Origin of the sequence: Sphingomonas aerophila (genome assembly GCF_014199305.1) — a bacterium.
GTDB classification, from domain to species: Bacteria; Pseudomonadota; Alphaproteobacteria; order Sphingomonadales; family Sphingomonadaceae; genus Sphingomonas; species Sphingomonas aerophila.
Map to the genome: position 1 here is coordinate 284,033 of NZ_JACIJK010000006.1, position 25,658 is coordinate 309,690.

The following is a 25,658-nucleotide window of genomic DNA, read 5'->3' on the forward strand; positions in this document are numbered from 1 at the left end:
GTGCGCGCTGGGGTCGGCCGTGAAGGCCCGGGCCGCGTCGCCACGGCCCCGGCGCTTGACGGTGGGACCACGCGTCCGCCGCACGCTGCCAACAACAATCCAGCGGCGACCGCCGCCCAACCCTTCCCCCCGATCACGACGTTCAGGCCTCGTCGGTGTCGGCAAGCTTCCAATTGGGGTCGGCGCTCTTCAGCGTCCGCGCGAAGGTCCAGACATCGTGGGTCTCGACAGCGTCGGTCAGCGACCCTGCGATCACCTGCCCATCAGCGTCACGCGTCACCGCGGCAATGTCTGCATCGAAGCGGACCGCGATCCGCGCCTCTCGCCCGTCCACGCTGGCGTCGATGATGCGGACCCGCTCAATCGACACAAGCCGATTGTCCAGCGTTTCGCCCGCCCCTTCGCGTGCGTCGATCGCGTCCACAAAGGCATCGCGGACGCTTGGCACCGCTAGGTCGTTCAGGACGTTGCGATCACCCTTCCAGAACGCCTCCAGCGTCATACGATAGGCCGACTGCGCACCTTCGACGAAACGCGCGACGTCGAACCCCGGCTCGCCTGCGATAATGGCGCGGATGCCCGCCTCTGCCTTGGGCTCGATCGGACGAGTGGCCTCGTCACGCGGTTCGGGCTTGGCATCCACGACCCGAGGCACCGACAGGGCACCAGCACGCTCCTCGACCGGGCGGGCGATCGGCTGCTCATGCCCCGTCCGCTTTCCCAGGACGCTATACAAACGGAGAGCGAGAAAACCCGCCACCATCGCCAGTAAGACTATATACAACACGACGCCTCCGCTACTGCGCACCAACATAGGCTCAAGCGGTCGACCTTTCAAATGCGGAGCCGTTGAAACCTGGGCGGCCCGCTGCTAGTCGCGCCGTCACTCGACAGCGCCAACGCACAGGTGCGCTGCTTCGCTCCCCTTTCTTGCAAGGACCCGTCATGGCAGACCAGGATTTCAACATGCAGCCGCTGCCGAACGGCGCCGACACTGCGCCAGCGGTCGGGCTGATTTCGCAGTACATCAAGGACCTGTCGTTCGAGAATCCGAACGCACCGGCGATCTACCAGAACCAGAACGCTCCAACGGTGGACGTTCAGTTCAACATCGGTGGAGCCCAGGTCGGCGACGAAGTACACGAGGTCGTGCTGAAGATCGAGGTTCGCGCCGAGAACGAAGGCCAGGTCGCCTTCATCGTGGACCTCAGCTACGCCGGCCTGTTCGGTTTCCGCAACGTCCCCGCCGACCAGATCCAGCCTTACCTGCTGGGTGAAGGGCCGCGCTTGATCTTCCCGTTCGCTCGCCGTGTGCTGGCGGATGCGGTGCGCGACGGCGGCTTCCCGCCGCTGCTGCTGGAGCCGATCGACTTCAACACCCTGTACCTCCAGTCGCAGGAGTCACAGGGTCAGCAGGGCGTGGCGGGTCAGGCCTAAGCCCGTCGTCGCGGAACGGCGTTCGTGAACCTTACCAAGTCGCTGGGATCGGTTGGCGGGCTGACGCTCGCCAGCCGTGTCCTCGGGCTCGTACGGGATTCGTTGTTCGCGCGCTTTGCCGGGGCAGGCTTCGCGTCCGACGCCTTCCTGGTCGCGTTCCGCCTGCCCAACATGTTTCGCGCCCTGTTCGCGGAAGGCGCCTTTGCCTCTGCGTTCATTCCCATGTTCAACCGCAAAGTCGCCGACCCGAACGGGCGCGGCCTGGAAGACGGGTTGTTGTTCGCGGAAAAGGCTCAGGCGGTCCTATTCCCCGTCCTGATCCTCATGACGGTGGTCATGGAGCTTGCCGCGTGGCCAGTCGTGTGGCTGCTGTGGGGCGGGTCGGGCGGAGTCAACGACCAGCAGTTCGCGTTCGTCGTAGCGCTTAGCCGATACACCTTTCCATACCTGTTGCTGATCAGCCTGGTGTCGCTGCTTGGTGGCATCCTCAATTCACTTGGCCGTTTCTGGGTCAACGCGGCGGCGCCGATCCTGCTCAACCTGACGCTGATCGGGGCGTTGCTGCTGTTCCACCAGACCGACCCGCTGCTGACCGCGCGTAATCAGGCGATCGCAGTGACGGTGTCGGGCGCGCTTCAGCTTGCCTGGTTGTGGCAGAACTGCCGAGCGAACGGCGTCCACCTGCGCCTGCGGCTGCCCCGGCTGGACCCGGAGGTGAAGCGCCTGCTGAAGCTGATCTGGCCTGCCGCGGCTGGCACGGGCGCGGTGCAGATCAACCTTGTCATCTCCACCGCCCTCGCCCGCAGCATGCTGCCTTCGGGGTCGGTCAGCTATATCTACTTCGCCGACCGGGTGAACCAGCTGCCGCTCGGCCTGATCGGCATCGGCCTGGGCACGATCCTGTTGCCCACCATCTCGCACCAGCTTGGGCGGGGAGCCGAGGGGGAGGCGATGGAAACGCAGAACCGCGGCATGGAGCTGGCGCTGCTGCTGACGCTTCCCGCCACGGTCGCGCTGATCGCGTGCGGCACCCCGATCGTGGCCGCCCTTTTCGAGCATGGCCGCTTCGACCCGACGGACGCGGCCTTCACGGTTCAGGCGCTTGCCGCCTTCTCGATCGGGTTACCGAGCTACATTCTCGTAAAGGTGCTGACGCCCGGTTACTACGCCCGCGGCGACACCAAGACGCCGGTGCGCTACGCCATGGTGTCGATGGTGGTGAACCTGGTGCTCAACCTGCTGCTGATCCGGCCATTGCAGCACATGGGCCCGCCGCTCGCCACCGCGTTGGCGTCCACGGTCAACGTCGGGCTTCTCTACCGGACGCTGTCGCGGCGCGGTCACTTCACCGCAGACGCACAATTGCGCCGGCGGGCGCCGCGGGTGGCGTTGGCGGCGCTGCTGATGGGCGGAGTGCTGTGGTACCTGGCCGATCGCTTCCAGCCATTTGTCACCGCGCCCGGCATCGCGCGATGGGTCGCGCTGTGCGTCTTGGTCGCGACCGGGATGACCGTCTATGGCCTTGCGACGTTCCTGTTCGGGGCATTCCACCGCCGCGCCCTGACCCGCCTGATCCGCCGCCGTCGTACTGAGGCAGCGGAAGCCGCTCCCACAGCCTCTCCTGCCCTTCCGCCCGAGTAGACATTTCATGCGCGTTGTTTCCGGCATCCAACCCACCGGCAATCTTCACCTCGGCAACTATCTCGGCGCCATTCGTCAGTGGATCGCGATGCAGGATGCGATGGGGACGGAGGATACGTGCCTGTTCTTCCTCGCCGACCTGCATGCGTTGACGCAGCCGGTGGTTGCCGCTGAGCTTGCGGCCAACACGATCGAGATGGCGGCGACGCTGCTTGCCTGCGGTATCGACCCCGATCGTTCCATCCTGTTTAACCAGGCCCGCGTGCCTGCCCATGCGGAGCTTGCATGGTTGCTCGGCGGCACCGCGCGGATTGGCTGGCTGAACCGCATGACGCAATGGAAGGACAAGGCAGGCAAGAACCGCGAAGGTCAGTCAGTCGGCTTGTTCACCTATCCGGTTCTCCAGGCCGCGGATGTCCTGGCGTATCAGGCGACCCATGTGCCCGTCGGCGACGACCAGAAACAGCACCTGGAACTGGCGCGAGACATCGCCGCGAAGTTCAACACCGACTTCGGCGTAGAGCTGTTCACCCAGCCCGAACCCTTCATCTCCGCTGCCGCGCCGCGCATCATGTCGTTACGTGACGGCACGGCCAAGATGTCGAAGTCCGATCCGTCGGACGCGTCGCGGATCAACCTGATCGATGACGACGACCTCATCGCGCAAAAGCTGCGCAAAGCGCGAACCGACTCCGACCCGTTGCCGGAAACGATGAAGGAGCTGGAGGGCCGCCCCGAAGCAACCAACCTCGTCACCATCTACGCGGCGCTTGCCGGCCGTGCACCGGCCGATGTGCTGGTTGAATTCGCGGGCCAGGGCTTCGGCCAGTTCAAACCGGTGCTCGCGGATATGGCGGTGTCGGTGCTTTGCCCGATCCGGACACGCCTGACCGAGTTGCTTGGGGACCGGGGCGCGGTAGCGGCTACGCTGGAATCGGGGGCGAACCGCGCGCGCGCGCTCGCCGCCCCGACCCTGCTTGCCGCCCAGCAGGCGATCGGATTGCAGGTTTAGCGCGCGGCGTAGCGCCGCTCGCCTCCGTCTCGACCATAAAAGTCGGGGCGCGACACAAGTCGCCCGTTCTCCACCGCGATCGTGCGATAGACGATATAGACCGGCACCGGCTGTGGCAGATCGAGCCGCTGTTCCGGCCGCGCGCGCGCGATCGGCAGCACCCGCCCGGTAAGCCACCGGCCCAGCCGCGGCGCATCCTCCAGCCGGACGCACCCGGCACTGAACTGGCGGTCATCTTCCTTCAGCAGCTTTTTGTCGGGCGTGTCGTGCAGGTACACGCCCTTGTCGTTGGGGAACATGAACTTGACCCGCCCCATCGCGTTTCCGGGGCCGGGCAGCTGCCGCACCCGCGCCTCGATTCGACCATCGGCGACGGCCTGCCAGTCCACCGTTGACGGGTCGACGGGGCGGGCGTCGTCGGACCAGTCCGACAACACCTGATAGCGCTTGGCCGTCAGGAAACCCGGCCCTTGCGACAGCGCGCCGGCCGCGATGCGCGATCGCGCCAAGTCAGGCGGCAGGTTCCAATATGGATTGAGGCTGGCGTATTTAATCAGAGCCGCCATCAAGGGCGTGGGCTCGGCAGTTTTGCCAACGACGACCCGCATCGTGCCCTGTGCACGCCCATCCGCGACCATCCACAGTCGGGCGGAGGCGGCATCGACAAGCACGTAACGACGGCCAAGATCGGCGGGAAGTGCGCGAAGCCGATCAAGGTTGGCCCGGAGAGCCTCTCGATCGGTCAACTCCTCTCCCACTCCGCCGGGACCCGGTGCGCCATTCGCCAACGCGGCGAGGCGAAGCTCGGCATAAAGCGGGTTCATCCAGCCGATCCGCTCTAGGTAGTCGGCCATCGACGGCGCGGACGCCGCCTCCATCAGCAACTCGCGAACGCCCGGCACACGCGGGCGCAAGACGGCGTCGGGATAGACAACCCCGACATCGCGTGGACGGCGCATATCGCGGGCGAGCGCGACAAAGCTGACGGTCAGCGCGGCTTCCGCCCTGGCGAGCGCCCTGGGACTGCCCGACGCTGCACCTTCGAGCGCTGATACCAGTGCGCGCGGGCGGTAATCGTCGGGATCGAGCCCGTCGAGCCGGGCACTTGCGATCAGGTCGAGCAGTTTGTCTGCCGCCGGGGATACATGCCCACCCACGATCCACAAGGGCTGGTTCGGCCGTGCCGCGTAGAAGGAGCGCACCTCGCGCGGACCGCCACGATCCGCGATAGCAACGCGCAAAGCTTGGTCGCCCGCCTGTGCTGCCCCGACGCCGGGCACTGCCGCCCAGAGTGCCGTCAGCAGGAGCGCGCACCGGATCGACCGGCGCGCGCCTTTTGTGATGATCATGCCTGAGTCGGCCGTGTCAGCCGCGCTCCCCGGCGCGAACCGGCGCGGGAGGCGGCGGGGACGCATAGTCAGGAAGCGACTGTGCCTGACGCAGGTGATCCTCGATAATCGGGACGGTTCGCGTCGCCAGCGCGCGGAAGCGCGGTTCGTCGCCAGACGCCGCATAGTTCCGGTGCAGGTCGAGCGCCTGCTGATGGCCGGAGACTTGCTCCGCCTTGTACACCGAGTCGAAGTCAGGGCCGGCCGCACTGACGCGTTCAAAGGCGTCGCGCTGTGGCGGCAACATGCCCGGGGGTGGCGGCGCGATGCCGACCGCCTGCGCCGTCGACATCAGGTCAGCCGAGGTACGCTGGTGATGGTCGATCATCATCTGGGCGAAGCGCAGCACCTGCGGATTGCGCGAGCGGGTGAGCGCGAGCCGGCTCGACTCGATCTCGAACTGGTCGCTCGACGCCGCCATCCGGGTGTAACCGGGCGCGGACAAAGGCGACATCGGGTCTGCGGCTATGGTTGCGGGCGGTCCCATGTCGTCGCGCTGGGACGCGCAGCCCGCCAGCAACATGTCCGCTCCCATGGAAGCGAGAACAAGCTTCATCAGACCTCTCCCGAACTAAACCTACCCACGCCCTACGCGCGCAGGCGTTGCCCGGTTCCGTTTCGGGTCCGAATCAGCTTTCGAGCTCGCGAAGCAGCACGCGAACCGCGCTGTCGATCTCGCGATCGGTGTCGCGCAGTTCCTCGATCTTGCGCACGGCATGGATCACCGTCGAGTGATCACGGCCGCCGAACTTGCGGCCAATCTCCGGAAGTGAGCGGGTGGTCAGGCGCTTAGACAGGTACATCGCGATCTGGCGCGGCCGGGCGACGCAGCGCGACCGGCGCGCGGAAACGAGGTCGAGCGGCTTCAGCGCGAAATGCTGGGTAACAAGCTTCTGAATTTCGTCGATCGTGACCCGACGCTGCGCCCCGCGGAACGCGTCACCCAGGGTTTGGGTCGCGAACTCCAGGTCGATGCGCTCGCCCGTCAGCTGGGCATAGGCCACAACCCGGTTGAGCGCGCCTTCAAGCTCGCGGATGTTGGTGTGGATGCGACCGGCGATCAGGTCCAGCACCTCTGCCGGCACCTTTGTATCGGGCAGGTCGTCGAGCTTGGCAGACAGGATCGCCCGGCGCAGGTCCAGACCCGGCGCCTTGATGTCGGCAACCAGCCCGCCGCCCAGGCGCGACAGGATGCGAGCTTCCACGCCGTCGAGCGCCTGGGGTGCACGATCGGCAGCGATCACCAGCCGCTTGTTGGCGCCCATGATCTCGTTGATCGTGTGGAAGAACTCCTCCTGCGTGCTGTCCTTGCCAGCGATGAACTGAAGATCGTCGATCAGCAGCAGATCGGCCGACCGCAGCCTAGCCTTGAACGCAAAAGTGTCGCGCGCTCGCATCGAAGCGACGAACTCGAACATGAAGCGCTCGGCCGACATGTAGAGAACGCGCGCCTCGGGCCGCACCGCCAGAAAGGCGTGGGCGATCGCGTGCATCAGGTGAGTCTTGCCCTGCCCGGTGCCCGCATGAAGGAACAAGGGGCTAAAGCGCGGGGGGCCATCCTCCGCCAGCAGCTTCGCTGCGTTGAGCGCGACTCGGTTGGACGCGTCCACGACGAAGCGGTCAAATGTGTTGCGCGGGTCGAGAGCCGGGCGCTCACCGGCTGGTGAAGCCAATGACGGGGCTGGAGCAGGTGTGCCGGCCTGCGCCGCCGCTGGGGCCGCCGGAGCTTCAGTCAGCAGGTCCGTTGCGTCCGGCTCGCTTGCAGCGGGAGCGACGGCTGCGGCCGCCTGCGTGGCGGGCGTGTCCGCAGTGACTACCGTGAGTACCGGCCCGGGCGCACGCGTCTCGATCGCGATGCTCCGCACCTCGGGCAGTGCCTGGCGGAACTCCAGCAGCAGCCGGTCCTGATAGTGGCTCCTCACCCAGTTGGTCATGAACGCCGATGGGAGCGCCAGACGAACCGCGTCCGGCTCATCCCCGTCGATCAGCTCCATGGGCTTCAGCCACTGGTCGAACAGCCGGGCACCGGCCGACTCGCGCAGCGACGACCGCACTCGGGCCCAAGCCCGCTGCAGCTCGCTTGCCGACGTCGTCACCGGACTGTTCATCACACATAGCTCTCCCGTTTCCGCGAAAGCAGCCTTTCGCGGACGATCCGTTTACAACGATCAAACATCCCCCATCCCGGCTCCACCCCCCTGGAGCCGACTGGCATGTTCTTCTGTGATCAAACGTGGTGCCGGTTGGCGACCTCGTTCAGCGATTATGAAGCGCTGGCTGAGTCGATCAAGGCCGGCTCGTGCCACAAATCCGAAATAAAGCGGGTTGACAGCCACGGGGCCCCCGAAAACCGTCAAACTATTTGATAAGTAACTGATATTGAGGGTTTTTGTAGTATTTCGAAGGGGCCCACTCTGCTCGAATCGCGGTCAGTCCTGCCTTTCGCTTTTCGTTCCAAACCCATCTGCTGAGCACGCGAAAAAGCCCGCCGGGACAAACCCGACGGGCTCAATACTGATCAACAATTCGGCCGCTTAGGCGAGCGCGGTAAGACGCTTCGTCAGGCGGGAGAACTTCCGCGACGCGGTGTTCTTGTGCAGCACACCCTTGGCAACGCCACGGGCGAGTTCGGGCTGCGCAGCCGCTAGGGCGGCGGTCGCTGCTTCCTTGTCGCCCGACGCCAGCGCAGCCTCCACCTTCTTGATGAAGGTGCGGATACGACCGACGCGCGCGCCGTTGATTTCGGCGCGGGCCTGGTTGCGACGGATGCGCTTCTTCGCTTGCGGCGTGTTCGCCATTCTTGCCTCTGGATCCCGATCAAAAGCGGGGCGCCGGGATGGCCCGGGCCCTCGTGAAGCCGTGCCCCCTAACGACCTTGCCGGACAAGGTCAACCGCGTGGCCATCGAAGAGCATCATCGCTGGCACCGCGGGCACCAGAAAGTGGACCGCCCCGCTTCCACCCGCCGGCGCACGGGGTCGCCACAGCCACAGGCGTCGCCCTCACGCCCATATACTCGCCATTGCTTCGAGAAATAGCCAAGCTCACCGTCCGGCCTCGCATAGTCGCGCAGCGTCGACCCTCCGGCTGCAATGGCGGCGACCAGCACCTCCTTCACCGCGACGACAAGGCGATCGAGTCGGGCGCGAGCGATCTGGCCCCCCGCTCGGGCAGGCGCGATCCCCGACAGGTGCAGCGCCTCGCACACATAGATGTTGCCGAGCCCCGCCACGATCCGCTGGTCGAGCAGCATCGCCTTGATCGGCGCCTGCCGACCGTCAAGCATCCGGTCGAGGTATGCGCCGTCGAAAGCATCGGACAGCGGCTCCGGCCCCATCGCAACAAAGGGAGGATAGCTGGCCAGCCTATCGGTCGCGATCAGGTCGAGAAAGCCGAACCGGCGTGGGTCGTTCAGCGCCAGGCGTCGCCCATTGGCCGTGTCGATCAGCAGGTGGTCATGCGTCAGCACGTCGCTCGGATCGACTCGCCACCGACCCGACATGCCGAGGTGAAAGATCAGCGTGTCGCCGCGATCGGTATCGATCAGGCCATACTTCGCGCTCCGGCCAAGCGAGGTCACTGTGGCGCCGGTCAGCCGTTGCCGCAGATCGGGCGGGATCGCCTTGCGCAGGTCCGCTCGTCGTGGCTCCACCCCGACCATTCTTTGTCCGGCGAGCACGGGCGTCAGCCCGCGCACGGTGGTTTCTACCTCGGGAAGCTCTGGCATGGGGCGTGATATAGGTATGCGCGGCGGCAGGTCACGCTACCTCGCTTAACAACTCGCCCGAACGGGTTTGCCCCTGCCCTGCGCCCCGTCTAGGGCACTTGCATGAGCGATACCGTTTCCTTCGGCTACGAAGAGGTTGCCCCCGCAGAAAAGACCCGGCGGGTCGGTGGCGTGTTCACGTCCGTGGCCTCCCGCTACGACCTGATGAACGATGCCATGTCGGGCGGCATGCACCGGCTGTGGAAGGACCGCTTTGTGCGCCGGGTGAAGCCGCGTGCCGGCGAACAGATCCTCGACATGGCGGGCGGCACGGGCGACATCGCGTTCCGCCTGGCCCGTGCAGGGGCCAGCGTGACGGTGGCGGACATCAACCCGGCCATGCTGGAGGTGGGGATGACCCGTGCCCAGCAGCGCGGCATCGACGGGCTTGTCTGGTCGGAGGCGAACGCGGAAACGCTCAGTTACCCGGACCGCTTCTTTGACGCCTACACCATTGCCTTCGGCATCCGGAACGTGACCGATATCCCGGCCGCGCTGCGTGAAGCCAACCGCGTGCTGCGCCGCGGCGGCCGGTTCTTTTGCCTGGAATTCTCGACCACCCAGTGGCCGGGCTTTGCCGAAGCCTATGACGCGTACAGCCACCGGCTGGTCCCGCGGCTGGGGCAGATGCTGGCCGGCGACGCGGAGAGCTATCGCTACCTGATCGAGTCGATCCGCCGCTTTCCCGACATGCCGAAATTCGAGGGCATGATTCGCGATGCCGGCTTCGTGAATACGCGGGTTGAGCCGATCATGGGCGGGCTGGTCGCCATTCATTCCGGCTGGAAGATCTGATCCAACCGTGACTTCTCCGATCGTTCATACGTGGCGGCTGCTCCGCTGGGGGCGCACCCTTGCCCGGCATGGTGCGCTCAAGGGGATCGAGAACGACCCCAACACGCCAGCGCCCGTCCGACGGCTCGCCCGCATTGCGCGGTTTGGCGCCAGGGTGCCGGCCGTGCCCCGCTATGCAGACGCGCTTCAGGCGATCGGACCCGCCGCGATCAAGCTTGGCCAGACAATGGCGACCCGGCCCGACCTGGTCGGCGAGGAAGCCGCTCGCGACCTGTTGCGGCTCCAGGACCAGTTGCCGGCCGTGCCCTTCGACACCTTGCGTGGGGGCATGGAGGCGAGTCTCGGCCGTCCGCTGGAGGATTTGTTCAGCCGCATCGAGGAAGTGCCAGTCGGCGCCGCGTCGATCGCGCAAGTTCACCGTGCGGTGACCACCGACGGGCGCCAGGTCGCGGTGAAGGTGCTGCGTCCCGGCGTCGAGGAGGAGTTCAGGCGCGCAATCGACACCTATCAGTGGGCGGCCGCGCACCTGGAGGCGATGGGCGGTGAGGCACGGCGCCTGCGCCCACGGCTGACCGTGGAGAACTTCCGCCGCTGGACGCTGCGGGAACTTAACTTCATGCGCGAGGCAGCGTCGGCGTCCGAGCTTGCGGAGGCGATGACGGCCGAGCCCGATTTCGTGGTGCCCACGATCGACTGGCGCCGGACCACGGGCAAGGTGCTGACCGTTGAATGGATCGACGGGCACAAGCTGGGCGATCGCCAGGCGCTGATCGATGCTGGGTATGACCTGCCGAAGCTTGCGCGGACGCTTGTTCACGCCTTTCTGCGCCAGGCGATCGCAGAGGGCTTCTTCCACGCCGACATGCACCAGGGAAACCTGTTCGCTATTCCTGGCGACAGGATCGCGGCGATCGACTTCGGCATCATGGGCCGAATCGATCGGCGCGCGCGGGTGTGGCTGGCGGAGATCCTATATGGCCTGATCACCGGCAACTATAAACGAGTGGCCGAAATCCATTTCGAGGCAGGGTACGTCCCCTCCCACCACAACGTCGCCGAGTTCGCGACCGCCCTGCGCGCGGTGGGCGAGCCGATGCGCGGCCTTTCGGTGAAGGAAATGTCGATCGGCATGATGCTGGACGGCCTTTTCGCGATCACCCGCGACTTCGACATGGTCACCCAGCCGCATCTGCTGCTGCTGCAGAAGACCATGGTGATGGTGGAAGGTGTTGCGACCAGCCTGGATCCCGACATCAACCTGTGGGACGCGGCAGCGCCGTTCGTAAGCGAATGGATCCGATCGGAACTGGGGCCCGAAGCCGCTTTTGCCGATCGCTTGGTCGCCGACGTGCGGACGATAGCCCGTCTGCCCGAACTGATCCGCCGGATTGAGGCACGTTACCCGGCTCCGGGTGGTGAGCCCCCCGCCCCGCCGTTGCAGGAGGTAGAGATTGTCGGAACCGGAGGCGCCTGGCGATATGTGGTTGTCTCCGCGGTGACGGCATTGGTCAGCATCGCGGCGACCTGGGCCATATTGGGCTAGGGTCCGCAGGTTCGCCATGCGCCGTCCGCTGCCCCCTCTCTGGCTCGCCGAGCCGAGCCGCTTCGCCGCGCTTCCCCTTGGCGCCGCTCGCCTTTCGCTGGGGCTCGCTGTCCTGCTCCTGATGGCCAGCTTCAGTGCCTTGTGGCTTCCCGTTGGCGGCACAGCGGGCGACGGGCCCGGGGATGTCGTGCTCTATGGGGCAATCGTCGACGGCGTACGCCATGGCGGCAATTACTACGACGTCACCGCCGATGCGCTGCGAGCGGGGGACTATCCGCTGCGCCCCTTTGTCACCTTTCGCCTGCCGACCCTGGCGGTGATTGAGGCGCACTTGCCCGACTGGCTGGTCGCGGGCGTTCTTGGCGCGCTTGCGACCGGGGTGCTGATCGCGTGGTTCGGGCGATTGTCGGCCGCGCTGCGTCGTCCGGCGTTGCGCATTGCCCTGCCATTGCTGATCGCAGGCGGATTGATCGCGCAGGTACAGCCAGCACTCGCCACCTTTCATGAGGTCTGGGCAGGATTGCTGATCGCGCTGTCGCTCGCGCTGCGTCGACCGGGGCGATGGATCGAGCCTGTCGCCCTGGGTCTTGCGGCTATGCTGATCCGCGAAACATCGGCCCTTTACGTTTTGGTCATGGCGGCGCTGGCGATCACGGACGGTGAGCGGCGGGAGGCCGTTGGCTGGCTCGGAGCGCTTGCAGTGCTGGCGGCTGTTGTCGCGGTCCACGCGCATGCGGTCGCACAGGTCGTTCGCCCGCTTGATGCACTATCGCCTGGCTGGGCGGGAATGCTGGGCGTCGGCTTTTTCGTGCGGACCATGGCCGCATCGACGGTGCTCAGCTTGTTGCCGATACTAGTTTCAGCACCGCTGGTCGCGCTTGCCCTGATCGGCTGGGCGGGGTGGCGGTCGCCGACTGGCTTGCGGGTGACTGCGACGCTTGCCGCTTACGCGACGCTGTTGGTGTTGTTCGCGCGGGCCGATACCTTCTATTGGGGCCTGCTGGTCGCGCCACTGATACTGCCGGGCCTGGCGCTTGCCCCCGACGCGGTACGCGACCTTGTTGCCGGGGCGCTCGACAGCCGCCGCATCACCGTGCGACGAGTGGTTCGATGAGCCGGATACTCCTGATCGTCGGCGGCGGCATCGCAGCCTACAAGGCATGCGAGCTGATCCGGCTGCTGCGGCGGCGCGGTCACGCGGTCCGCTGTGTGCTGACCGAAGGAGGCAGCCACTTCGTCACCCCCATGAGCCTCGCCGCGCTGAGTGAAGACAAGGTTTATACCAGCCTGTGGGACCTGAAGGACGAGGCGGAGATGGGGCACATCCAGCTCAGCCGGGAGGCTGACCTGCTGGTCGTCGCGCCCGCGAGCGCCGATCTCCTCGCTCGCATGGCAGGGGGACAGGCAGGCGATCTCGCCACCACGGTGCTGCTCGCGACCGACAAGCCGGTGCTGGTCGCCCCCGCGATGAACGTGCGCATGTGGCAACACGCCGCCACGGTGCGCAACGTCGCTACGCTGCGCAGCGACGGCGTTAAGGTCATGGAGCCCGACGAGGGCGCGATGGCTTGCGGCGAATTTGGCCCGGGCCGCCTGCCCGAGCCGCTGGCCATCGCCGACGCGATCGAGGCAGCGTTGAAGCCGCAGGCACAGCTCCCGACCCGACCGCTGGCGGGTCGCCACGTGCTCGTCACCGCCGGCCCGACTCACGAGCCGATCGACCCCGTTCGCTACATCGCGAATCGCTCATCGGGGCGCCAGGGCTTTGCCATCGCAGGCGCGCTTGCCCGATTGGGGGCTCGCGTGACGCTGGTGGCCGGGCCGGTCGACCTCCCGACCCCCGTCGGAGTGACGCGCGTGGACGTCGAAACGGGAGGGCAGATGGCAGAGGCGGTCGACACTGCCCTTCCCGCGGACGTCGCGGTCATGGTCGCCGCGGTAGCTGACTGGCGTGTCGATCCGGCGGCACAAAAGATCAAGAAGGGTGCTGGCGAGCCGGCCTTGCGCCTGCTTCCCAATCCCGACATCCTGGCCGGGCTCGCCGCAGGTCCGCGGCGGCCACGCCTGTTGATCGGCTTCGCCGCAGAGACGGAGCGGGTGGTTGAGCATGCCACGGCCAAGCGCGTTCGCAAGGGAGTCGACTGGATCGTGGCCAATGACGTATCGGGGGACGTGATGGGCGGCGGGGCGAACACGGTGCATATTCTCACGGCGGACGGTGTCGAGGACTGGCCGCGCCTGCCCAAGGATGAGGTAGCAGCGCGTTTGGCGCAGCGTATCGCGGAGGCGCTGACATGAGTGCGATCGCGCTGCGTCTGAAGCGGCTACCCCATGGCGCGGGCCTGCCCCTTCCCGCTTATGCGACGGAAGGCGCGGCCGGGATGGATATCGTCGCGGCAGAAGACGTGGTGCTGCAACCCGGTGACCGGCATGCGGTCGCCACCGGCTTTGCTATCGCGATACCGCATGGGTTCGAAGTGCAGGTGCGCCCTCGGTCCGGCCTGGCGCTCCGTTACGGCATTACGTGCCTCAACACGCCGGGCACGATCGACTCCGATTATCGCGGGGAGATTAAGGTGATCCTGGCCAATCTCGGCAGTGAGGCCTTTGCCGTCGGACGTGGTGAGCGCATCGCGCAACTGGTCCCGGCCGCCGTCCAGGCCGCCATGGTCGTGGAAACCGACTCGCTCGACGATACCGCGCGCGGGGTTGGCGGCTTTGGATCGACCGGGCGGTGATCGCCGCGCTGGCCCTGCTGTTTCAGGCCACCTCGGCTCCGGGCCTCCCGGCCGACTGGTCGACCCTGCCGGCGGTGCGCTGGCGAACGCCACCCCAATACAACGCCGAGATGGCGCGCTTCGTGGTGGAGGAGGCACGCGCGGGCCGGTGCAACGCCGCCCAGCGGGATGAAGCGGGCTACCGCCTTCAGGTGAATGTGGCGGTGCTGGTAGCGGCCGACGGTGACCCAAAGACCATCGTGCCGCGCGCGATCGGCTGTCCTACCATCGAACAATATGTCTCCGGCCTGGTATCTCGCCTGGCGCGCGACAATCTTGATGCCACCCCTGGTGACCCAGACAGCTGGTACCGGGCGAGCATCACCTTTTCATGGACGCCGTGACCCTTTCTGACGACGAACTCGACCGGTATGCTCGTCATATAGTGCTGCGCGAAGTGGGCGGCGCGGGTCAGCTCAGGCTGCGTGGCGCTCGGGTCGTGGTGGTCGGCGCGGGCGGGATCGGGTCGCCGGCGATCCAGTACCTGGCCGCAGCCGGGATCGGCCGGATCGACATCGTCGACGACGATCGCGTTGAGCCATCCAACCTGCAACGCCAGACGATCTTCGCGACGACGGACCGGGGTGAGCCAAAGGCGCAGGCAGCGGCCGATCGCGCCCGTGCCATCAACCCCCATGTGGACGCTCGCGCACACATGGTCCGCCTTGATGATGCGACCGCACCGACTCTGATCGCAGGTGCCGATGTCATACTCGACGGCACAGACAATTTTGGCACAAGGCTGATCGTTGCCGATGCCGCCCTCGCCGCGCACGTGCCGCTGGTGTCGGCCGCTGTCGGGCCGTGGGAGGGGCAACTCGCAGTGTTCCGCGGCTGGGAGGCGGACAAGCCCTGCTATCGCTGTTTGGTCGGTCAGCCTGCAGACGAGGCGGGCGACACCTGCGCCGACCAGGGCGTGTTGGGACCGGTGCCGGGCGTGCTTGGCAGCCTTGCGGCGCTGGAAGTGTTGCGAGCGATCGTTGGTTTTGGCGACGACCCGGCAGGACGGCTGTTGCTGGTCGACGCCTTATCCTGGCGTTTCCGGACGCTGATCGTGCCGAAAGACCCGGGGTGCCCCGCCTGCTCGGCCCTATACCGGCCGCCCGTCCACGCCTAAACGCCGCGGTAGCTGCGATACCAGCCGACGAAGCGCGGAATCCCGACCTCGATCGGGGTCGCCGGCGCATAACCGAGATCTCGGGCCGCGTCGGCGATGTCTGCAAAGGTGGCGGAGACATCGCCTGGCTGCATCGGGCGCATATCCCGCCGTGCCGGGCGGCCGCAAGCGCCCTCGATCATCACGATCAACCGGTCGAGCTCCTGCGGTCGCCCGTTGCCGAGGTTGTATATTGCGTGTGGCGACACGCTGCCTCCCGGTTTGACGGCGCGATCATCGGCCGGCGGGCGATCGAGAGCGGCAAGCACGCCCGCAACGACGTCGTCCACATAGGTGAAATCGCGACGCAGCGCCCCGCCGTTGAAAACAGCGATCGGGCGATCCTCCAGGATCGCGGCGGTGAACAGCCACGCCGCCATGTCGGGTCGACCCCAGGGGCCGTAGACGGTGAAGAAGCGCAATCCCGTGGCGGGTAGCCGGTACAGGTGCGCGTAGCTTTCCGTCATCAACTCGTCCGCGCGCTTGGTCGCCGCATAGAGCGACACCGGATGGTCGGTTCGCTGTGTCGTGCTCAGCGCCCCCTCGCCCGCCTGCCCGTAGACGGACGAGGACGAGGCATAGACGAAGTGCCCGACCCGTCGCGCCCTGCCCACTTCCAGCAGGTTTAGGTGACCGATCAGATTGGCGCGGGCATAGGCGCGAGGGTTCTCGATCGAATAGCGCACGCCAGCCTGCGCGCCGAGGTGAAGCACCGCGTCGAACTGATCCTCGCCCAGCGCGGCGTCCAGGGCCGCCTCGTCCGCGAAATCACAACGCTCTACCCTCAGGCGGCCCTCGGCGACCTTGGCCAGCTGGGTGAGCCGGTCCTCCTTCAGCGTCGGCGAGTAATAAGGATCGAGATTGTCGATCCCTATTACTTCGTCACCACGCGCCAGCAGTGCCTGCGCCGCATGGAAGCCGATAAAGCCTGCGACGCCTGTGATCAGGACCCGCACGGCGTCAGGTCAGCCGAGCCGGGCCTGCGCGAACTCGCGAACCGCCGGGCCAATATCCTCGCGTTCCAACGCCAGGGCGAGATTGGCCGTGACCCAGCCCGCCTTGTCGCCGCAATCGTAGCGCTCGCCATCGAAGGTGAACCCATGGAAGGGCTGCTTGCCAATCAGCTTCTCCATGGCATCCGTCAGCTGGATCTCGCCGCCGGCACCTTTTTCCCCGCTTTCCAGCACCTGCATGACCTCGGGCTGGAGAATGTAGCGGCCAGGGATCATCAGGTTGGACGGAGCCTTGCCCTTGGGCTTCTCGACCAGCGCCTTCACCTCGGTCAGCCGGCCCTCGACCTTGCCGGGCGAGATAATGCCGTACTTGTCCGTTTCGCTGTCGGGCACTTCGAGCGCGCCGATCACGTTACCGCCGACCTGATTATAGGCTTCCACCATCTGGCGCATGAACCCGCCAACCATCAGCTCATCGGGCAGCAGCACCGCAAAGGGCTCGTCGCCGACGATTTCCCGCGCACACCAGACTGCGTGGCCCAGACCCAAGGGCTCCTGCTGGCGAACGTAAACCGGGCTGCCCGGCTTCTGACGAATATTCTCGATTGCCGACAAGCTCTTGCCGCGCGCCTTCATGGTCGCTTCGAGCTCGTAGGAGATGTCGAAGTGATCTTCCAAAGCGCCCTTGCCGCGCCCCGTCACGAAGATGATCTGCTCGATGCCGGCTTCCAGTGCCTCTTCAACGGCATATTGGATCAACGGCTTGTCGACGACGGTCAACATCTCCTTTGGCATTGCTTTGGTCGCCGGCAGGAACCGAGTTCCGAGCCCGGCCACAGGGAAAACTGCCTTGCGCACTGGCTTGATCGTCATGCTCGTTGTTCCCCCTAGGTATGCCAGCCGCATAACCGCGCACCCGGCAGGTCGCAATCATTCCGACTTAGACATCAATTAAGTCATCCTGTGTACGCGGCAGTTCATGGCAACACAGCGCGTCCTCGTGATCTTTGGCACCCGCCCCGAAGCGATCAAGCTTTTCCCGGTCGTCCGCGCGTTGCAGGCGACTGCAGACATCGCCGTGCGCACCTGCGTAACCGCCCAGCATCGCGGGCTGCTCGATCAGGTGCTCGGCATTGCTCAGTTGCGGCCCGACATCGACCTTGACCTGATGGAGCCCGGCCAGTCGCTCGATCGGCTGACGGCGCGACTGCTGACCGGCCTGGGCGAGGTGCTGGACGCCGAGCGCCCGGATTTGGTCATGGTGCAGGGCGACACGGCGACCGCGATGGCTGGCGCGCTTGCCGCCTATTATCGTCGCATTCCGGTGGCGCATGTGGAGGCGGGGCTGCGCTCTGGCGATATCTATCACCCCTGGCCCGAAGAGGTGAACCGCCGCATCGTCGCTCCGATCGCGCGCGATCACTTTGCGCCGACTGAAACGGCCGCCGCCGCGCTGCGCCGCGAGAACATCGATCCCGCGACAATTCACGTGACCGGCAACACGGTCATCGACGCGCTGCACTGGACGCGTGAACGGATCAAGGATGAGCCTGGGCTGGCGGCAGGCCTCGGTCCTCTGGCTGAACGGTTCACGGGCAAGCAGATCGTGCTGGTCACAACCCACCGCCGTGAAAACTTCGGCGGCGGCATGGCCGCGATCGCGCGCTCGATCCGGCGTATCGCAGACCGGGACGATGTCGCCGTGCTGTTCCCCATGCACCCCAATCCAGCCGTAGCCGCGGTTATGGATGAGGTGCTCAACGACCACCCGCACGTCGCCCGGATCGAGCCGCTCGACTACCCACATTTCATTGCCGCGCTCGATCTGTCCGACCTTGTGCTGACCGATTCGGGCGGAGTGCAGGAAGAAGCCCCAGCACTCGGCAAGCCGGTGCTGGTGATGCGCGAAACCACCGAGCGGCCAGAAGGCGTCGAGGCCGGCACCGCGCGCCTTGTCGGCACCGACGAAGAGCGCATCGTTTCCGAAATCTTCACGCTGCTGGACGACAAGGCCGCTTATGCCGCCATGGCCCGTGCCCATAATCCGTTCGGCGACGGCCATGCCAGCGCGCGCATAGCAGGGGTGGTCGCGAATGCCGGGCGAAGCTGAACTGAACGTCGTCGTGCTGGGGTTGGGCTATATCGGCCTGCCCACCGCCGCGGTGATCGCCCGCACGGGCGCGCGGGTGCTCGGCGTCGATGTCAGCGCGGACGTGGTCGACACCGTCAACTCGGGCCGTGTCCATATTGAGGAAGTCGATCTCGACGGCCTCGTCTCGGGCGTGGTGGCACGCGGGACGCTGCGCGCGTCAACACAGATTGAGACCGCGGACGTCTTCGTGATCGCGGTGCCCACCCCCTTCGCTGACGATCATGCGCCCGATATCGGCTATGTGCTCCGGGCCGCGACGACGATCGCGACGGTGCTGAAGGCCGGCGATACGGTAATCCTGGAATCGACCTCGCCCGTCGGCACCACCGAACAGGTCCGGGACTTGCTCGCGGGGCTTCGCCCGGATCTGAAGGTACCCGGTCGGACGGGCGAACAGGCAGACATTGCCATCGCCTATTGCCCGGAGCGGGTGTTGCCGGGCCGAATTCTGGTCGAGCTGATCGACAATGACCGCGTGATTGGAGGCGTGACGCCGCGCTGCGCGCGCAAGGCGCTGTCCTTCTACCGGCGGTTCGTCCGCGGCGCCTGCGTCACCACCACCTCGCGCGCGGCGGAAATGACCAAGCTGACCGAGAATGCGTTCCGGGACGTCAACATCGCCTTCGCCAACGAGCTGAGCCTCGTCGCCGACCGCATGGGAGTGGACGTGTGGGAGGTGATTCGCCTGGCCAACCGTCATCCGCGCGTGAACATCCTTCAACCCGGACCCGGGGTGGGCGGCCATTGCATCGCGGTCGACCCATGGTTCCTGGTCAGCGCAGCGCCGGACGTCACCCCGCTGATCCGTAGCGCGCGCGAGGTCAATGACGGCAAGACGGACCATGTGATCGCGCAGGCAGCGGCCCTGATCGAGCAATGGCCCGGCGCCCCGGTCGCGTGCCTCGGCCTGGCCTTCAAGGCCAACATCGACGATTTTCGCGAGAGCCCGGCGCTGCGTGTCGCGGCGGCGCTGGCCGCGCGCTTCGGGCGACAGATCCGCGTCGTCGAGCCCTATGCCACAGCCTTGCCCGCCGCATTCGATGGCACCGGCGCGACGCTGACGGACATCGACACCGCGCTGGATAGCTGCCCGGTGATGATCGTGCTGGTCGATCATGACGTGTTCCGCTCGGTTCCGCTGGACGAGCGCGCCCATAAGGCTGTGCTCGACACCCGCGGCATCTGGCCCGACCAGCCCCGCATGATTTCGCCGGTCAGGATGCAACTCGCGAGTTAATCCGGGGCGACCTTAGAACCGACGTAGTTGCGGTGCAGCATGGCGAGGCCTATCTCCCGGCAACAACCACGTCAGGTCCCATGATCGCGAAATTGCTTCGATCGCGCCGCGCCGCTGCGGCTCCGTCCAGTCCGGCCGTGCCCGAGGGGGAGCGGGTCTACGCCGTGGGCGACGTCCATGGCCGCCTGGACCTGCTTGATGAGTTGGTCGCGAAAATCGACGGGGACGACGGCGCGCGCGGTCCGTCGCGAACGACGCTCATCTTTCTGGGTGACCTGGTTGATCGTGGTCCCGAGTCGGCCGGCGTGGTCGCGCGACTGCGGGAGCTCGCCGACACAAGCACGGTTGCCCGTCGCATCCGCTTCATTCACGGCAACCATGAAGAGATCTTCCTGTCGGCCCTTGAGGGCGACGGCAGCGCATTGCGCATGTTCTGCCGGGTCGGCGGTCGCGAGACTGCCTTGAGCTATGGCGTCTCCGACCCGGTTTATGAGCGGTCAGACTATGCGGAACTGGCCGAACTGCTGGCCCAGCATGTTCCGGCCGCAGATCGAGAGTTCATGGCCGGGTTCGAGGACATGATCACGATCGGCGACTATGCGTTCGTGCATGCCGGGGTCGAGCCGAACACACCTTTCGACGCCCAGTCACGTCGGCATCTGCGCTGGATCCGCGACAGCTTCCTCGATCATCGCGGCGGCATGCTGGAGAAGATGGTCGTCCATGGCCACACGCCGACTGACCAGGTCGAATTCCGGCCGCACCGGATCGGCATCGACACTGGCGCCTATGCCAGCGGCCGGCTTACGGCGCTTGGCCTGGAAGGCACGGAGCAGTGGTTGCTCCAGACCGGCTGATTAGAACAACGGCGCGGCGCTCTCATAGCCGGCCACGAAAGAGCCGCCCGTGCGGGCACGGACGGCTCGATAATCTCAAGTCTTTCTCAGCTTAGCGCGGCGGCGCGCTAGCGGGACCGCCAGGGACCCCGCCCGGAGCGCCGGGCATCCCGCCTGGGCCACCCGGCATACCGGCTGCGCCACCTGGGCCACCTGGCATACCGCCACTCATCATACCCTGCTGCGCCTGCATCTGGCGGATCACCGCCTCTGGCAGAAAGTCGATCAGCTCGACGTCGAAAACCAGGGTCGAATTGGCCGGGATCGGGCCATTAGCACGTTCACCATAGCCCAGCGCCGAAGGCAGCCAGAAGCGGGCCTTTTCGCCCTTGCTCATCGACTTCAAGGCTTCGCCAAAGCCCGGCACGACACCCGCGATTGGCATCGGGGTCGGCTGCTGCGACTTATCGAACGTGGAGCCGTCGAGCAGCTTCCCCTCGTACATCACCAGCGCGACATCGGTGTCGGTCGGGTGGGCACCGCCGCGGCCGGCCGTCAGCACCTTTTTCTGCAAGCCGGTGGGGCTGGTCACGACACCGCCAGCGCGGCCGTTTCGCACCAGGAAGTCGTCACCCTGCCGGGCCAGCGCCACCGCACCGACAAGCGCCAGGGCGATACCAAGCCACAGCCAGATCAGATAGCCGCGCTTGACCGGCTGGAGCGGAACGGCGGTCACGGTCGACATGGGCTGGCCCCTGAACGGCACGGCCGGCACTCAACGCGCGCCGGCCAGACAATCACATAAAACTATAACGAAACGCCGGTCTGCCCGGCGTTCCCGGCATCCTACCGTGCGCCGTCCCGCTCGGCCCGCTTGCGCTCCAGCTTGCGAGCGCGGCGTACAGCTGCGGCACGCTCACGCGCGCGCTTCTCCGAGGGCTTCTCGTAATGCCGGCGCAGCTTCATTTCGCGATACACGCCTTCACGCTGCAGCTTCTTCTTGAGCGCGCGGAGGGCCTGGTCGACATTGTTGTCGCGAACGATGATCTGCATGGGAAAAACCGAACTCCGGATCAATGGCTATCGCGGCCGCAAGCCGGAGCTCGCGCCGTGTGAAGGCGGCGCCTAGCAGGCTGGCGCTCGCGAGGCAACCCGCAAGCGACCGCGCCTGCCGCTTCCAGCCTACTTTGCGAGGCAGGCAGGGTGACGTAAGGCCCAGCCATGCAAGGCGCGCCCCTCACCCTTTATAACTCGCTAACCCGCTCCACCGAGTCGTTCCGGCCGATCGATCCTGCCAATGTGCGCGTCTACACCTGCGGACCCACCGTTTATAACTACCAGCACATCGGCAACATGCGTGCTTTCCTGTTCGCGGACACGCTCGGGCGTGTGTTGCGGTGGAAAGGCTGGCCGGTGACCCACATCATCAACATCACCGATGTCGGCCACCTGACCTCGGACGCGGATGCGGGCGACGACAAGATGGAACGCGCCGCGGCGACCACCGGGCGATCGATCTGGGAGATTGCGGCCCATTTCACAGAGGTGTTCAAGGAGGATGTCGCAGCTCTCGGCATCCTGCCACCCAGCCGCTGGGCAGTGGCGACGGACCATATCGCCGAAATGATCGCCTTTGCCGAGGCGATCGCGCCTCGGCACTGCTACTCGCTGCCGGGCGGCCTCTACTTCGACGTGTCCACCGTGCCCGACTACGGCCGCCTTGCCCGTGCCCATACCGGAGAGGACCCGGCGGAAGGGCGGATCGCCGAGGTGGAGGGCAAGCGAAACGCGGCCGATTTCGCGATCTGGCGCACCACCCCGCCCGGCGAGTCGCGACAGATGGAATGGGACAGCCCATGGGGTCGCGGCGCACCGGGCTGGCACCTCGAATGCTCGGTTATGAGCCAGAAGTATCTGGGCGCGGCATTCGACATCCATACCGGCGGCATCGATCACCGCGAGATCCACCATCCCAACGAGATCGCGCAAAACCAGGCGCATTGCGGCTGTGCCGACACTGGCGCGACATTCTGGATGCACAACAATTTCCTGGTCGAGCGCGGCGGGAAGATGTCGAAATCGACCGGCGAGTTCCTGCGCCTGAAGGTGCTGGTTGACCGGGGTTATCACCCCCTCACCTATCGGCTGCTCTGCCTTCAGGCGCACTACCGGTCGGAGCTGGAGTTCAGCTGGGACAACCTGGCCGCGGTCTCGACCAGGCTGAAACGGCTGGTGCAGGCCATCGAAACGCTCCGGACCCGCCCCGCGACGCCGACCACCGGATCGACGGCGGCTTATCGGGAGGCGCTGGACGCGGCCGTGTCGGACGACCTCAACACCGCACGGGCGCTGCCCGTGCTGGAGGCCATGGTCGCCGACAAACGGATCGCGCCGCAGGATCGGCTGGCAGCGCTGGGCGATTTCGATGCGGTGCTGGGTCTGGGCCTGGTAACGCTGACCCGGGCAGATCTGCGCGTGCGCCCCGCGACGGCGCTGCTCGACGAGGAATCGGTGCAGGCGCGACTGGACGACCGCCGCGATGCCCGTGCCGCGAAGGACTTCCCACGCAGCGATGCGATCCGTGACCAACTCGCCGCTGCTGGGGTCGAGGTGATGGACGGTGATCCGCTCGGCTGGGATTGGAAGGTAAACCCATGAAGGCGGTGCTCCCCGCCCTCGCCCGCCCGCTTCTCGAACCTCACCTTCCAGCCGATCTGGACGTCGCCTGGTTCGCGTCGCCGGACGAGGCCAAGGTAGGGATCAAGGACGCGGAGATCGCATGGGTGGACATGCAGCCAACAGCGCTTGTTGCTGAGGCGATCCGTGCCGCCGGGCCACGCCTGCGCTGGATAACGACGATCTATGCCGGCCTGGACGCTTTTCCCCTCGGCCTGCTGCGTGAGAAGAACGTCACGCTGACCAACGGTGCCGGCATCAACGCGGCAGCCGTAGCAGACTGGGCGGTGATGGGCGTGCTCACCGCGGCCAAGCGGCTGGACGACGTCGTCCGGGCCCATGACCGGCGTGAGTGGCTGGCCGGTCCGCCGGGCACGGGAGAACTGGAGAACACGCGCGCGCTGGTGATCGGCTATGGCGCGATCGGCCGGCGCATCGGGGATCGACTGGCCGCATTCGGGGTCGAGGTGGTCGGGGTGACGCGATCCGGCCGCGACGGAACGCTGGGCGCGGACGCCTGGCGCGACCGGTTGGGCGATTTCGATTGGGTGGTGCTCGCCGCGCCCTCAACCAACGTCACTCGCGCGATGATCGGGGCTGCCGAGCTGGCGGCGATGCGGCCTGGCGCCTGGCTGGTCAACATCGCCCGCGGCGACATGATCGATCAGGATGCGTTGGTCGCGGTCCTGAAGGGGCGCAAGATCGGCGGTGCCATCCTGGATACGACTGAGCCAGAGCCGCTTCCTTCGGACCACCCGCTCTGGGCCGCGCCAAACTGCCTGGTGACGATGCACATGTCGGGGCGGAGCCAGACCAGCATGTTTCGCAAGGCAGCCGCCCTCTTTCTCGAGAACCTCGCTGCTTACCGGGACGGACGACCAATGACGAACGTTGCGAACTTGTCCGCAGGCTACTGAAGCGGCGTGCTGCGCGTATCGATCAAGGCGGGGCGGTAAGGGCGCGGCGAGCCGGGCGGGATCGCTGCAATCTCCTGCTCCAGCGCCGCCGCCCGCGCTTTGGACGACGGATGAGTACGGCTGCGGAACAGGCCGCCATCGATCTGCCCGCCATGGTTGCGCCATAGCCTCACCGCCGCAGAGGGGTCGAACCCCGCATTATAGAGCAATGCCACGCTGAGGCGGTCGGCCTCGTCCTCCACCCGGCGGTGGATTCGGCCAGCACGTCCCAGCTCCGCGAGCATCCCTGATGTGATCCCCGCCGCCTCCAATCGAGAACGGTGCCGCAGCACGAGGTGCGCCATTTCGTGGGCCACCACGGCGGCGACTTCATCCTCCGGCCAGCGCGCGAAAAAGGCGCTGCCGATCTGGACACCTTGACCGTCCGACGCTGCGGTCAGCCCGGGCCCAACCTTCAGCTCGAATGATGCCTGGCAGCCGGGAGAAGCCGCTATCGTGACTTGCCGGCGACGCCCGTTGCGCAACAGGTCGAGGCTAAGGGGCGCAGCGGCCGGTTGGGAAGCGATCAGCGCGAGCGCCGCATCACGCTCGGCCACACCAGCCTTGCCGGTCGGTGCCGCGGCGGACACCGCCGTCCCGTTGACAGCCAGAACGGAGTCTCCGGCCTGGACCCCCGCCGTGGCTGCTGCACTGCCCGGCACCACGGTCTCGACCGCCACCGGCGCCTCGAACCCGAACCTGGCGGTTGCGGCGCTGCGTAGGGACGAATCATATTGCGCGAGAGCATGGATGACCCAACCCGGACTGGGAGCAACACGGTCGCACAGGGCGAGATTGGTCGTGACCAGCCGATACCCGATCGCGGCTAGTTGGCCATCGACCTGTTGCAAGGCGGATAGCGTGTCGTCGCCGCCGGTTGGCTCGGCAAGGAGCTGGAACGGCTGCGCCAGCGACAGAACAGCGGAAAGACGGACGAGAATGGACCAACGCACTTGGCAGCGCTTACTGAACCTGACGCCAGCTAGCCAGCGCGACAAGATCCGGGGGAGGTCAGACCAACTAACCCGACCGAATGTCAGGAATATTCACTCGGGTTGCGCGGCTGACACTTGGCAGTAAAAGCGCCACTTCTTCAAAGGAGTTGTCGTTGGAGACCCGTCTCGTCCTGGCCTATGCGCTGATTGCCGCCCTGGTGATCGGACTTTCCATCTCGGGGCTCGTGCTGGGCCGCCGCCGCAAATTGCGCGCACGGCGCTTGCGGGGCATCAAGGATCACGAAATCGCACGGGATGCCCAGCGTCGTACAGCAGGGCGGTAAGCTGTCCGCGTTCGTCGCCGATTGCCTCGCGCGGCAATCGGGCGCATGGTCGCGC

The 25,658-nt window shown here is 66.3% G+C and carries 27 protein-coding genes; 16 read left to right on the forward strand and 11 right to left on the reverse strand.

Annotation, left to right across the window (positions count from 1 at the left end; all coding sequences use genetic code 11):
- Positions 1-142: 142 nt before the first annotated feature.
- Positions 143-763: a Tim44/TimA family putative adaptor protein gene (locus tag FHS94_RS11475; protein WP_425506182.1), complete on the reverse strand. Its 621-nt coding sequence runs from the start codon at positions 761-763 to the stop codon at positions 143-145.
- 182 nt (positions 764-945) lie between these two features.
- Between FHS94_RS11475 and secB the strand changes: the two genes are divergently transcribed.
- The 3 genes from secB to trpS are packed head-to-tail and all read left to right on the forward strand — an operon-like array spanning position 946 to position 4,090.
- The gene (gene secB, locus FHS94_RS11480) at positions 946-1,437 is read left to right on the forward strand and encodes a protein-export chaperone SecB (protein ID WP_184057885.1); all 492 of its coding nucleotides are present in this window, start codon (positions 946-948) and stop codon (positions 1,435-1,437) included.
- Positions 1,438-1,461: 24 nt separating this feature from the next.
- A complete protein-coding gene (gene murJ / locus FHS94_RS11485; RefSeq protein WP_184057887.1) occupies positions 1,462-3,078 on the forward strand; it encodes a murein biosynthesis integral membrane protein MurJ in 1,617 nt (538 codons plus the stop codon).
- 7 nt (positions 3,079-3,085) lie between these two features.
- Complete coding sequence (gene trpS, locus FHS94_RS11490; RefSeq protein WP_184057889.1) at positions 3,086-4,090, forward strand: tryptophan--tRNA ligase; 1,005 nt, start codon at positions 3,086-3,088, stop codon at positions 4,088-4,090.
- Here the strand turns inward: trpS and FHS94_RS11495 are convergent.
- The 5 genes from FHS94_RS11495 to mutM form a co-directional block, all read right to left on the reverse strand.
- Positions 4,087-5,439, reverse strand: coding sequence for a L,D-transpeptidase scaffold domain-containing protein (locus tag FHS94_RS11495; protein ID WP_184057891.1), 1,353 nt, complete (start codon positions 5,437-5,439; stop codon positions 4,087-4,089). The genes trpS and FHS94_RS11495 overlap by 4 nt on opposite strands.
- Before the next feature lie 16 nt (positions 5,440-5,455).
- Positions 5,456-6,034: a DUF4142 domain-containing protein gene (locus FHS94_RS11500; RefSeq protein WP_184057893.1), complete on the reverse strand. Its 579-nt coding sequence runs from the start codon at positions 6,032-6,034 to the stop codon at positions 5,456-5,458.
- Between the two features lie 73 nt (positions 6,035-6,107).
- Positions 6,108-7,586: a chromosomal replication initiator protein DnaA gene (gene dnaA / locus FHS94_RS11505; protein ID WP_184057895.1), complete on the reverse strand. Its 1,479-nt coding sequence runs from the start codon at positions 7,584-7,586 to the stop codon at positions 6,108-6,110.
- A gap of 426 nt (positions 7,587-8,012) precedes the next feature.
- Positions 8,013-8,276 (reverse strand): 30S ribosomal protein S20, encoded by a 264-nt coding sequence (gene rpsT / locus FHS94_RS11510; RefSeq protein WP_184057897.1) that lies wholly within the window; start codon positions 8,274-8,276, stop codon positions 8,013-8,015.
- A gap of 115 nt (positions 8,277-8,391) precedes the next feature.
- A complete protein-coding gene (gene mutM / locus FHS94_RS11515) occupies positions 8,392-9,204 on the reverse strand; it encodes a bifunctional DNA-formamidopyrimidine glycosylase/DNA-(apurinic or apyrimidinic site) lyase (RefSeq protein ID WP_184057899.1) in 813 nt (270 codons plus the stop codon).
- Between the two features lie 102 nt (positions 9,205-9,306).
- Between mutM and FHS94_RS11520 the strand changes: the two genes are divergently transcribed.
- From FHS94_RS11520 to FHS94_RS11550, 7 genes are read left to right on the forward strand one after another with little or no spacing between them, the layout of a single operon-like run.
- Positions 9,307-10,038: a class I SAM-dependent methyltransferase gene (locus FHS94_RS11520; RefSeq protein ID WP_184057901.1), complete on the forward strand. Its 732-nt coding sequence runs from the start codon at positions 9,307-9,309 to the stop codon at positions 10,036-10,038.
- Between the two features lie 7 nt (positions 10,039-10,045).
- Positions 10,046-11,581 carry a 2-polyprenylphenol 6-hydroxylase gene (gene ubiB, locus FHS94_RS11525; protein ID WP_184057903.1) on the forward strand — a complete coding sequence of 512 codons (1,536 nt, stop codon included), beginning with the start codon at positions 10,046-10,048 and terminating at the stop codon, positions 11,579-11,581.
- Positions 11,582-11,597: 16 nt separating this feature from the next.
- Positions 11,598-12,695 (forward strand): hypothetical protein, encoded by a 1,098-nt coding sequence (locus tag FHS94_RS11530; RefSeq protein WP_184057904.1) that lies wholly within the window; start codon positions 11,598-11,600, stop codon positions 12,693-12,695.
- Positions 12,692-13,879, forward strand: coding sequence for a bifunctional phosphopantothenoylcysteine decarboxylase/phosphopantothenate--cysteine ligase CoaBC (gene coaBC / locus FHS94_RS11535; RefSeq protein ID WP_184057906.1), 1,188 nt, complete (start codon positions 12,692-12,694; stop codon positions 13,877-13,879). Before FHS94_RS11530 ends, coaBC begins: the two co-directional genes overlap by 4 nt.
- A complete protein-coding gene (gene dut / locus FHS94_RS11540) occupies positions 13,876-14,319 on the forward strand; it encodes a dUTP diphosphatase (RefSeq protein ID WP_184057908.1) in 444 nt (147 codons plus the stop codon). The genes coaBC and dut overlap by 4 nt, the downstream gene beginning before the upstream one ends.
- Positions 14,316-14,702 (forward strand): hypothetical protein, encoded by a 387-nt coding sequence (locus FHS94_RS11545; RefSeq protein ID WP_184057910.1) that lies wholly within the window; start codon positions 14,316-14,318, stop codon positions 14,700-14,702. The genes dut and FHS94_RS11545 overlap by 4 nt, the downstream gene beginning before the upstream one ends.
- Complete coding sequence (locus FHS94_RS11550) at positions 14,699-15,475, forward strand: molybdopterin-synthase adenylyltransferase MoeB (protein ID WP_184058016.1); 777 nt, start codon at positions 14,699-14,701, stop codon at positions 15,473-15,475. Before FHS94_RS11545 ends, FHS94_RS11550 begins: the two co-directional genes overlap by 4 nt.
- Here FHS94_RS11550 and FHS94_RS11555 read toward each other — a convergent pair.
- Together FHS94_RS11555 and galU are read right to left on the reverse strand one after the other, a co-directional pair.
- A complete protein-coding gene (locus FHS94_RS11555) occupies positions 15,472-16,470 on the reverse strand; it encodes an NAD-dependent epimerase/dehydratase family protein (protein WP_184057912.1) in 999 nt (332 codons plus the stop codon). The genes FHS94_RS11550 and FHS94_RS11555 overlap by 4 nt on opposite strands.
- A 9-nt stretch (positions 16,471-16,479) precedes the next feature.
- Positions 16,480-17,340: a UTP--glucose-1-phosphate uridylyltransferase GalU gene (gene galU, locus FHS94_RS11560; RefSeq protein ID WP_184057914.1), complete on the reverse strand. Its 861-nt coding sequence runs from the start codon at positions 17,338-17,340 to the stop codon at positions 16,480-16,482.
- A 106-nt stretch (positions 17,341-17,446) separates the two neighbouring features.
- On the opposite strand from galU, the gene wecB reads away from it, so the two are divergent.
- The 3 genes from wecB to FHS94_RS11575 all read left to right on the forward strand — a co-directional run bounded on the left by wecB (position 17,447) and on the right by FHS94_RS11575 (position 20,713).
- Entirely contained in the window at positions 17,447-18,577 is a 1,131-nt protein-coding gene (gene wecB / locus FHS94_RS11565) for a non-hydrolyzing UDP-N-acetylglucosamine 2-epimerase (protein ID WP_184057916.1), read from the forward strand.
- Entirely contained in the window at positions 18,561-19,856 is a 1,296-nt protein-coding gene (gene wecC, locus FHS94_RS11570; RefSeq protein WP_184057917.1) for a UDP-N-acetyl-D-mannosamine dehydrogenase, read from the forward strand. Before wecB ends, wecC begins: the two co-directional genes overlap by 17 nt.
- 80 nt (positions 19,857-19,936) lie before the next feature.
- A complete protein-coding gene (locus tag FHS94_RS11575; protein ID WP_184057919.1) occupies positions 19,937-20,713 on the forward strand; it encodes a metallophosphoesterase family protein in 777 nt (258 codons plus the stop codon).
- Between the two features lie 91 nt (positions 20,714-20,804).
- Here FHS94_RS11575 and FHS94_RS11580 read toward each other — a convergent pair whose 3' ends face one another.
- A complete protein-coding gene (locus tag FHS94_RS11580) occupies positions 20,805-21,437 on the reverse strand; it encodes an FKBP-type peptidyl-prolyl cis-trans isomerase (protein ID WP_184057921.1) in 633 nt (210 codons plus the stop codon).
- 101 nt (positions 21,438-21,538) lie between these two features.
- On the reverse strand, positions 21,539-21,745 hold the full coding sequence (gene rpsU / locus FHS94_RS11585; RefSeq protein ID WP_007404630.1) for a 30S ribosomal protein S21: 207 nt from the start codon (positions 21,743-21,745) through the stop codon (positions 21,539-21,541).
- Between the two features lie 168 nt (positions 21,746-21,913).
- Between rpsU and cysS the strand changes: the two genes are divergently transcribed.
- Positions 21,914-23,350, forward strand: coding sequence for a cysteine--tRNA ligase (gene cysS, locus FHS94_RS11590; protein ID WP_184057923.1), 1,437 nt, complete (start codon positions 21,914-21,916; stop codon positions 23,348-23,350).
- Complete coding sequence (locus tag FHS94_RS11595; protein ID WP_184057925.1) at positions 23,347-24,285, forward strand: D-2-hydroxyacid dehydrogenase; 939 nt, start codon at positions 23,347-23,349, stop codon at positions 24,283-24,285. The genes cysS and FHS94_RS11595 overlap by 4 nt, the downstream gene beginning before the upstream one ends.
- On the opposite strand, the gene FHS94_RS11600 is transcribed toward FHS94_RS11595, so the two are convergent.
- Positions 24,279-25,277, reverse strand: coding sequence for a M48 family metalloprotease (locus FHS94_RS11600; protein WP_184057927.1), 999 nt, complete (start codon positions 25,275-25,277; stop codon positions 24,279-24,281). The two genes, FHS94_RS11595 and FHS94_RS11600, sit on opposite strands and share 7 nt — an antisense overlap.
- 155 nt (positions 25,278-25,432) lie before the next feature.
- On the opposite strand from FHS94_RS11600, the gene FHS94_RS11605 reads away from it, so the two are divergent.
- Positions 25,433-25,603 carry a hypothetical protein gene (locus tag FHS94_RS11605; protein WP_184057929.1) on the forward strand — a complete coding sequence of 57 codons (171 nt, stop codon included), beginning with the start codon at positions 25,433-25,435 and terminating at the stop codon, positions 25,601-25,603.
- Positions 25,604-25,658 lie beyond the last annotated feature (55 nt).

Excerpts from the sequence above, each read along its gene's own strand:
- cysS (WP_184057923.1), top strand. The coding sequence starts at position 21,914 with ATGCAAGGCGCGCCCCTCACCCTTTATAACTCGCTAACCCGCTCCACC.
- FHS94_RS11500 (WP_184057893.1), bottom strand. The coding sequence starts at position 6,034 with ATGAAGCTTGTTCTCGCTTCCATGGGAGCGGACATGTTGCTGGCGGGC.
- FHS94_RS11575 (WP_184057919.1), top strand. The coding sequence starts at position 19,937 with ATGATCGCGAAATTGCTTCGATCGCGCCGCGCCGCTGCGGCTCCGTCC.
- FHS94_RS11475 (WP_425506182.1), bottom strand. The coding sequence starts at position 763 with ATGGTGGCGGGTTTTCTCGCTCTCCGTTTGTATAGCGTCCTGGGAAAG.
- rpsU (WP_007404630.1), bottom strand. The coding sequence starts at position 21,745 with ATGCAGATCATCGTTCGCGACAACAATGTCGACCAGGCCCTCCGCGCG.
- trpS (WP_184057889.1), top strand. The coding sequence starts at position 3,086 with ATGCGCGTTGTTTCCGGCATCCAACCCACCGGCAATCTTCACCTCGGC.
- secB (WP_184057885.1), top strand. The coding sequence starts at position 946 with ATGGCAGACCAGGATTTCAACATGCAGCCGCTGCCGAACGGCGCCGAC.
- mutM (WP_184057899.1), bottom strand. The coding sequence starts at position 9,204 with ATGCCAGAGCTTCCCGAGGTAGAAACCACCGTGCGCGGGCTGACGCCC.
- FHS94_RS11595 (WP_184057925.1), top strand. The coding sequence starts at position 23,347 with ATGAAGGCGGTGCTCCCCGCCCTCGCCCGCCCGCTTCTCGAACCTCAC.
- dnaA (WP_184057895.1), bottom strand. The coding sequence starts at position 7,586 with ATGAACAGTCCGGTGACGACGTCGGCAAGCGAGCTGCAGCGGGCTTGG.
- galU (WP_184057914.1), bottom strand. The coding sequence starts at position 17,340 with ATGACGATCAAGCCAGTGCGCAAGGCAGTTTTCCCTGTGGCCGGGCTC.
- dut (WP_184057908.1), top strand. The coding sequence starts at position 13,876 with ATGAGTGCGATCGCGCTGCGTCTGAAGCGGCTACCCCATGGCGCGGGC.
- FHS94_RS11530 (WP_184057904.1), top strand. The coding sequence starts at position 11,598 with ATGCGCCGTCCGCTGCCCCCTCTCTGGCTCGCCGAGCCGAGCCGCTTC.
- wecC (WP_184057917.1), top strand. The coding sequence starts at position 18,561 with ATGCCGGGCGAAGCTGAACTGAACGTCGTCGTGCTGGGGTTGGGCTAT.
- FHS94_RS11520 (WP_184057901.1), top strand. The coding sequence starts at position 9,307 with ATGAGCGATACCGTTTCCTTCGGCTACGAAGAGGTTGCCCCCGCAGAA.
- wecB (WP_184057916.1), top strand. The coding sequence starts at position 17,447 with ATGGCAACACAGCGCGTCCTCGTGATCTTTGGCACCCGCCCCGAAGCG.
- rpsT (WP_184057897.1), bottom strand. The coding sequence starts at position 8,276 with ATGGCGAACACGCCGCAAGCGAAGAAGCGCATCCGTCGCAACCAGGCC.
- coaBC (WP_184057906.1), top strand. The coding sequence starts at position 12,692 with ATGAGCCGGATACTCCTGATCGTCGGCGGCGGCATCGCAGCCTACAAG.
- FHS94_RS11580 (WP_184057921.1), bottom strand. The coding sequence starts at position 21,437 with ATGTCGACCGTGACCGCCGTTCCGCTCCAGCCGGTCAAGCGCGGCTAT.
- FHS94_RS11495 (WP_184057891.1), bottom strand. The coding sequence starts at position 5,439 with ATGATCATCACAAAAGGCGCGCGCCGGTCGATCCGGTGCGCGCTCCTG.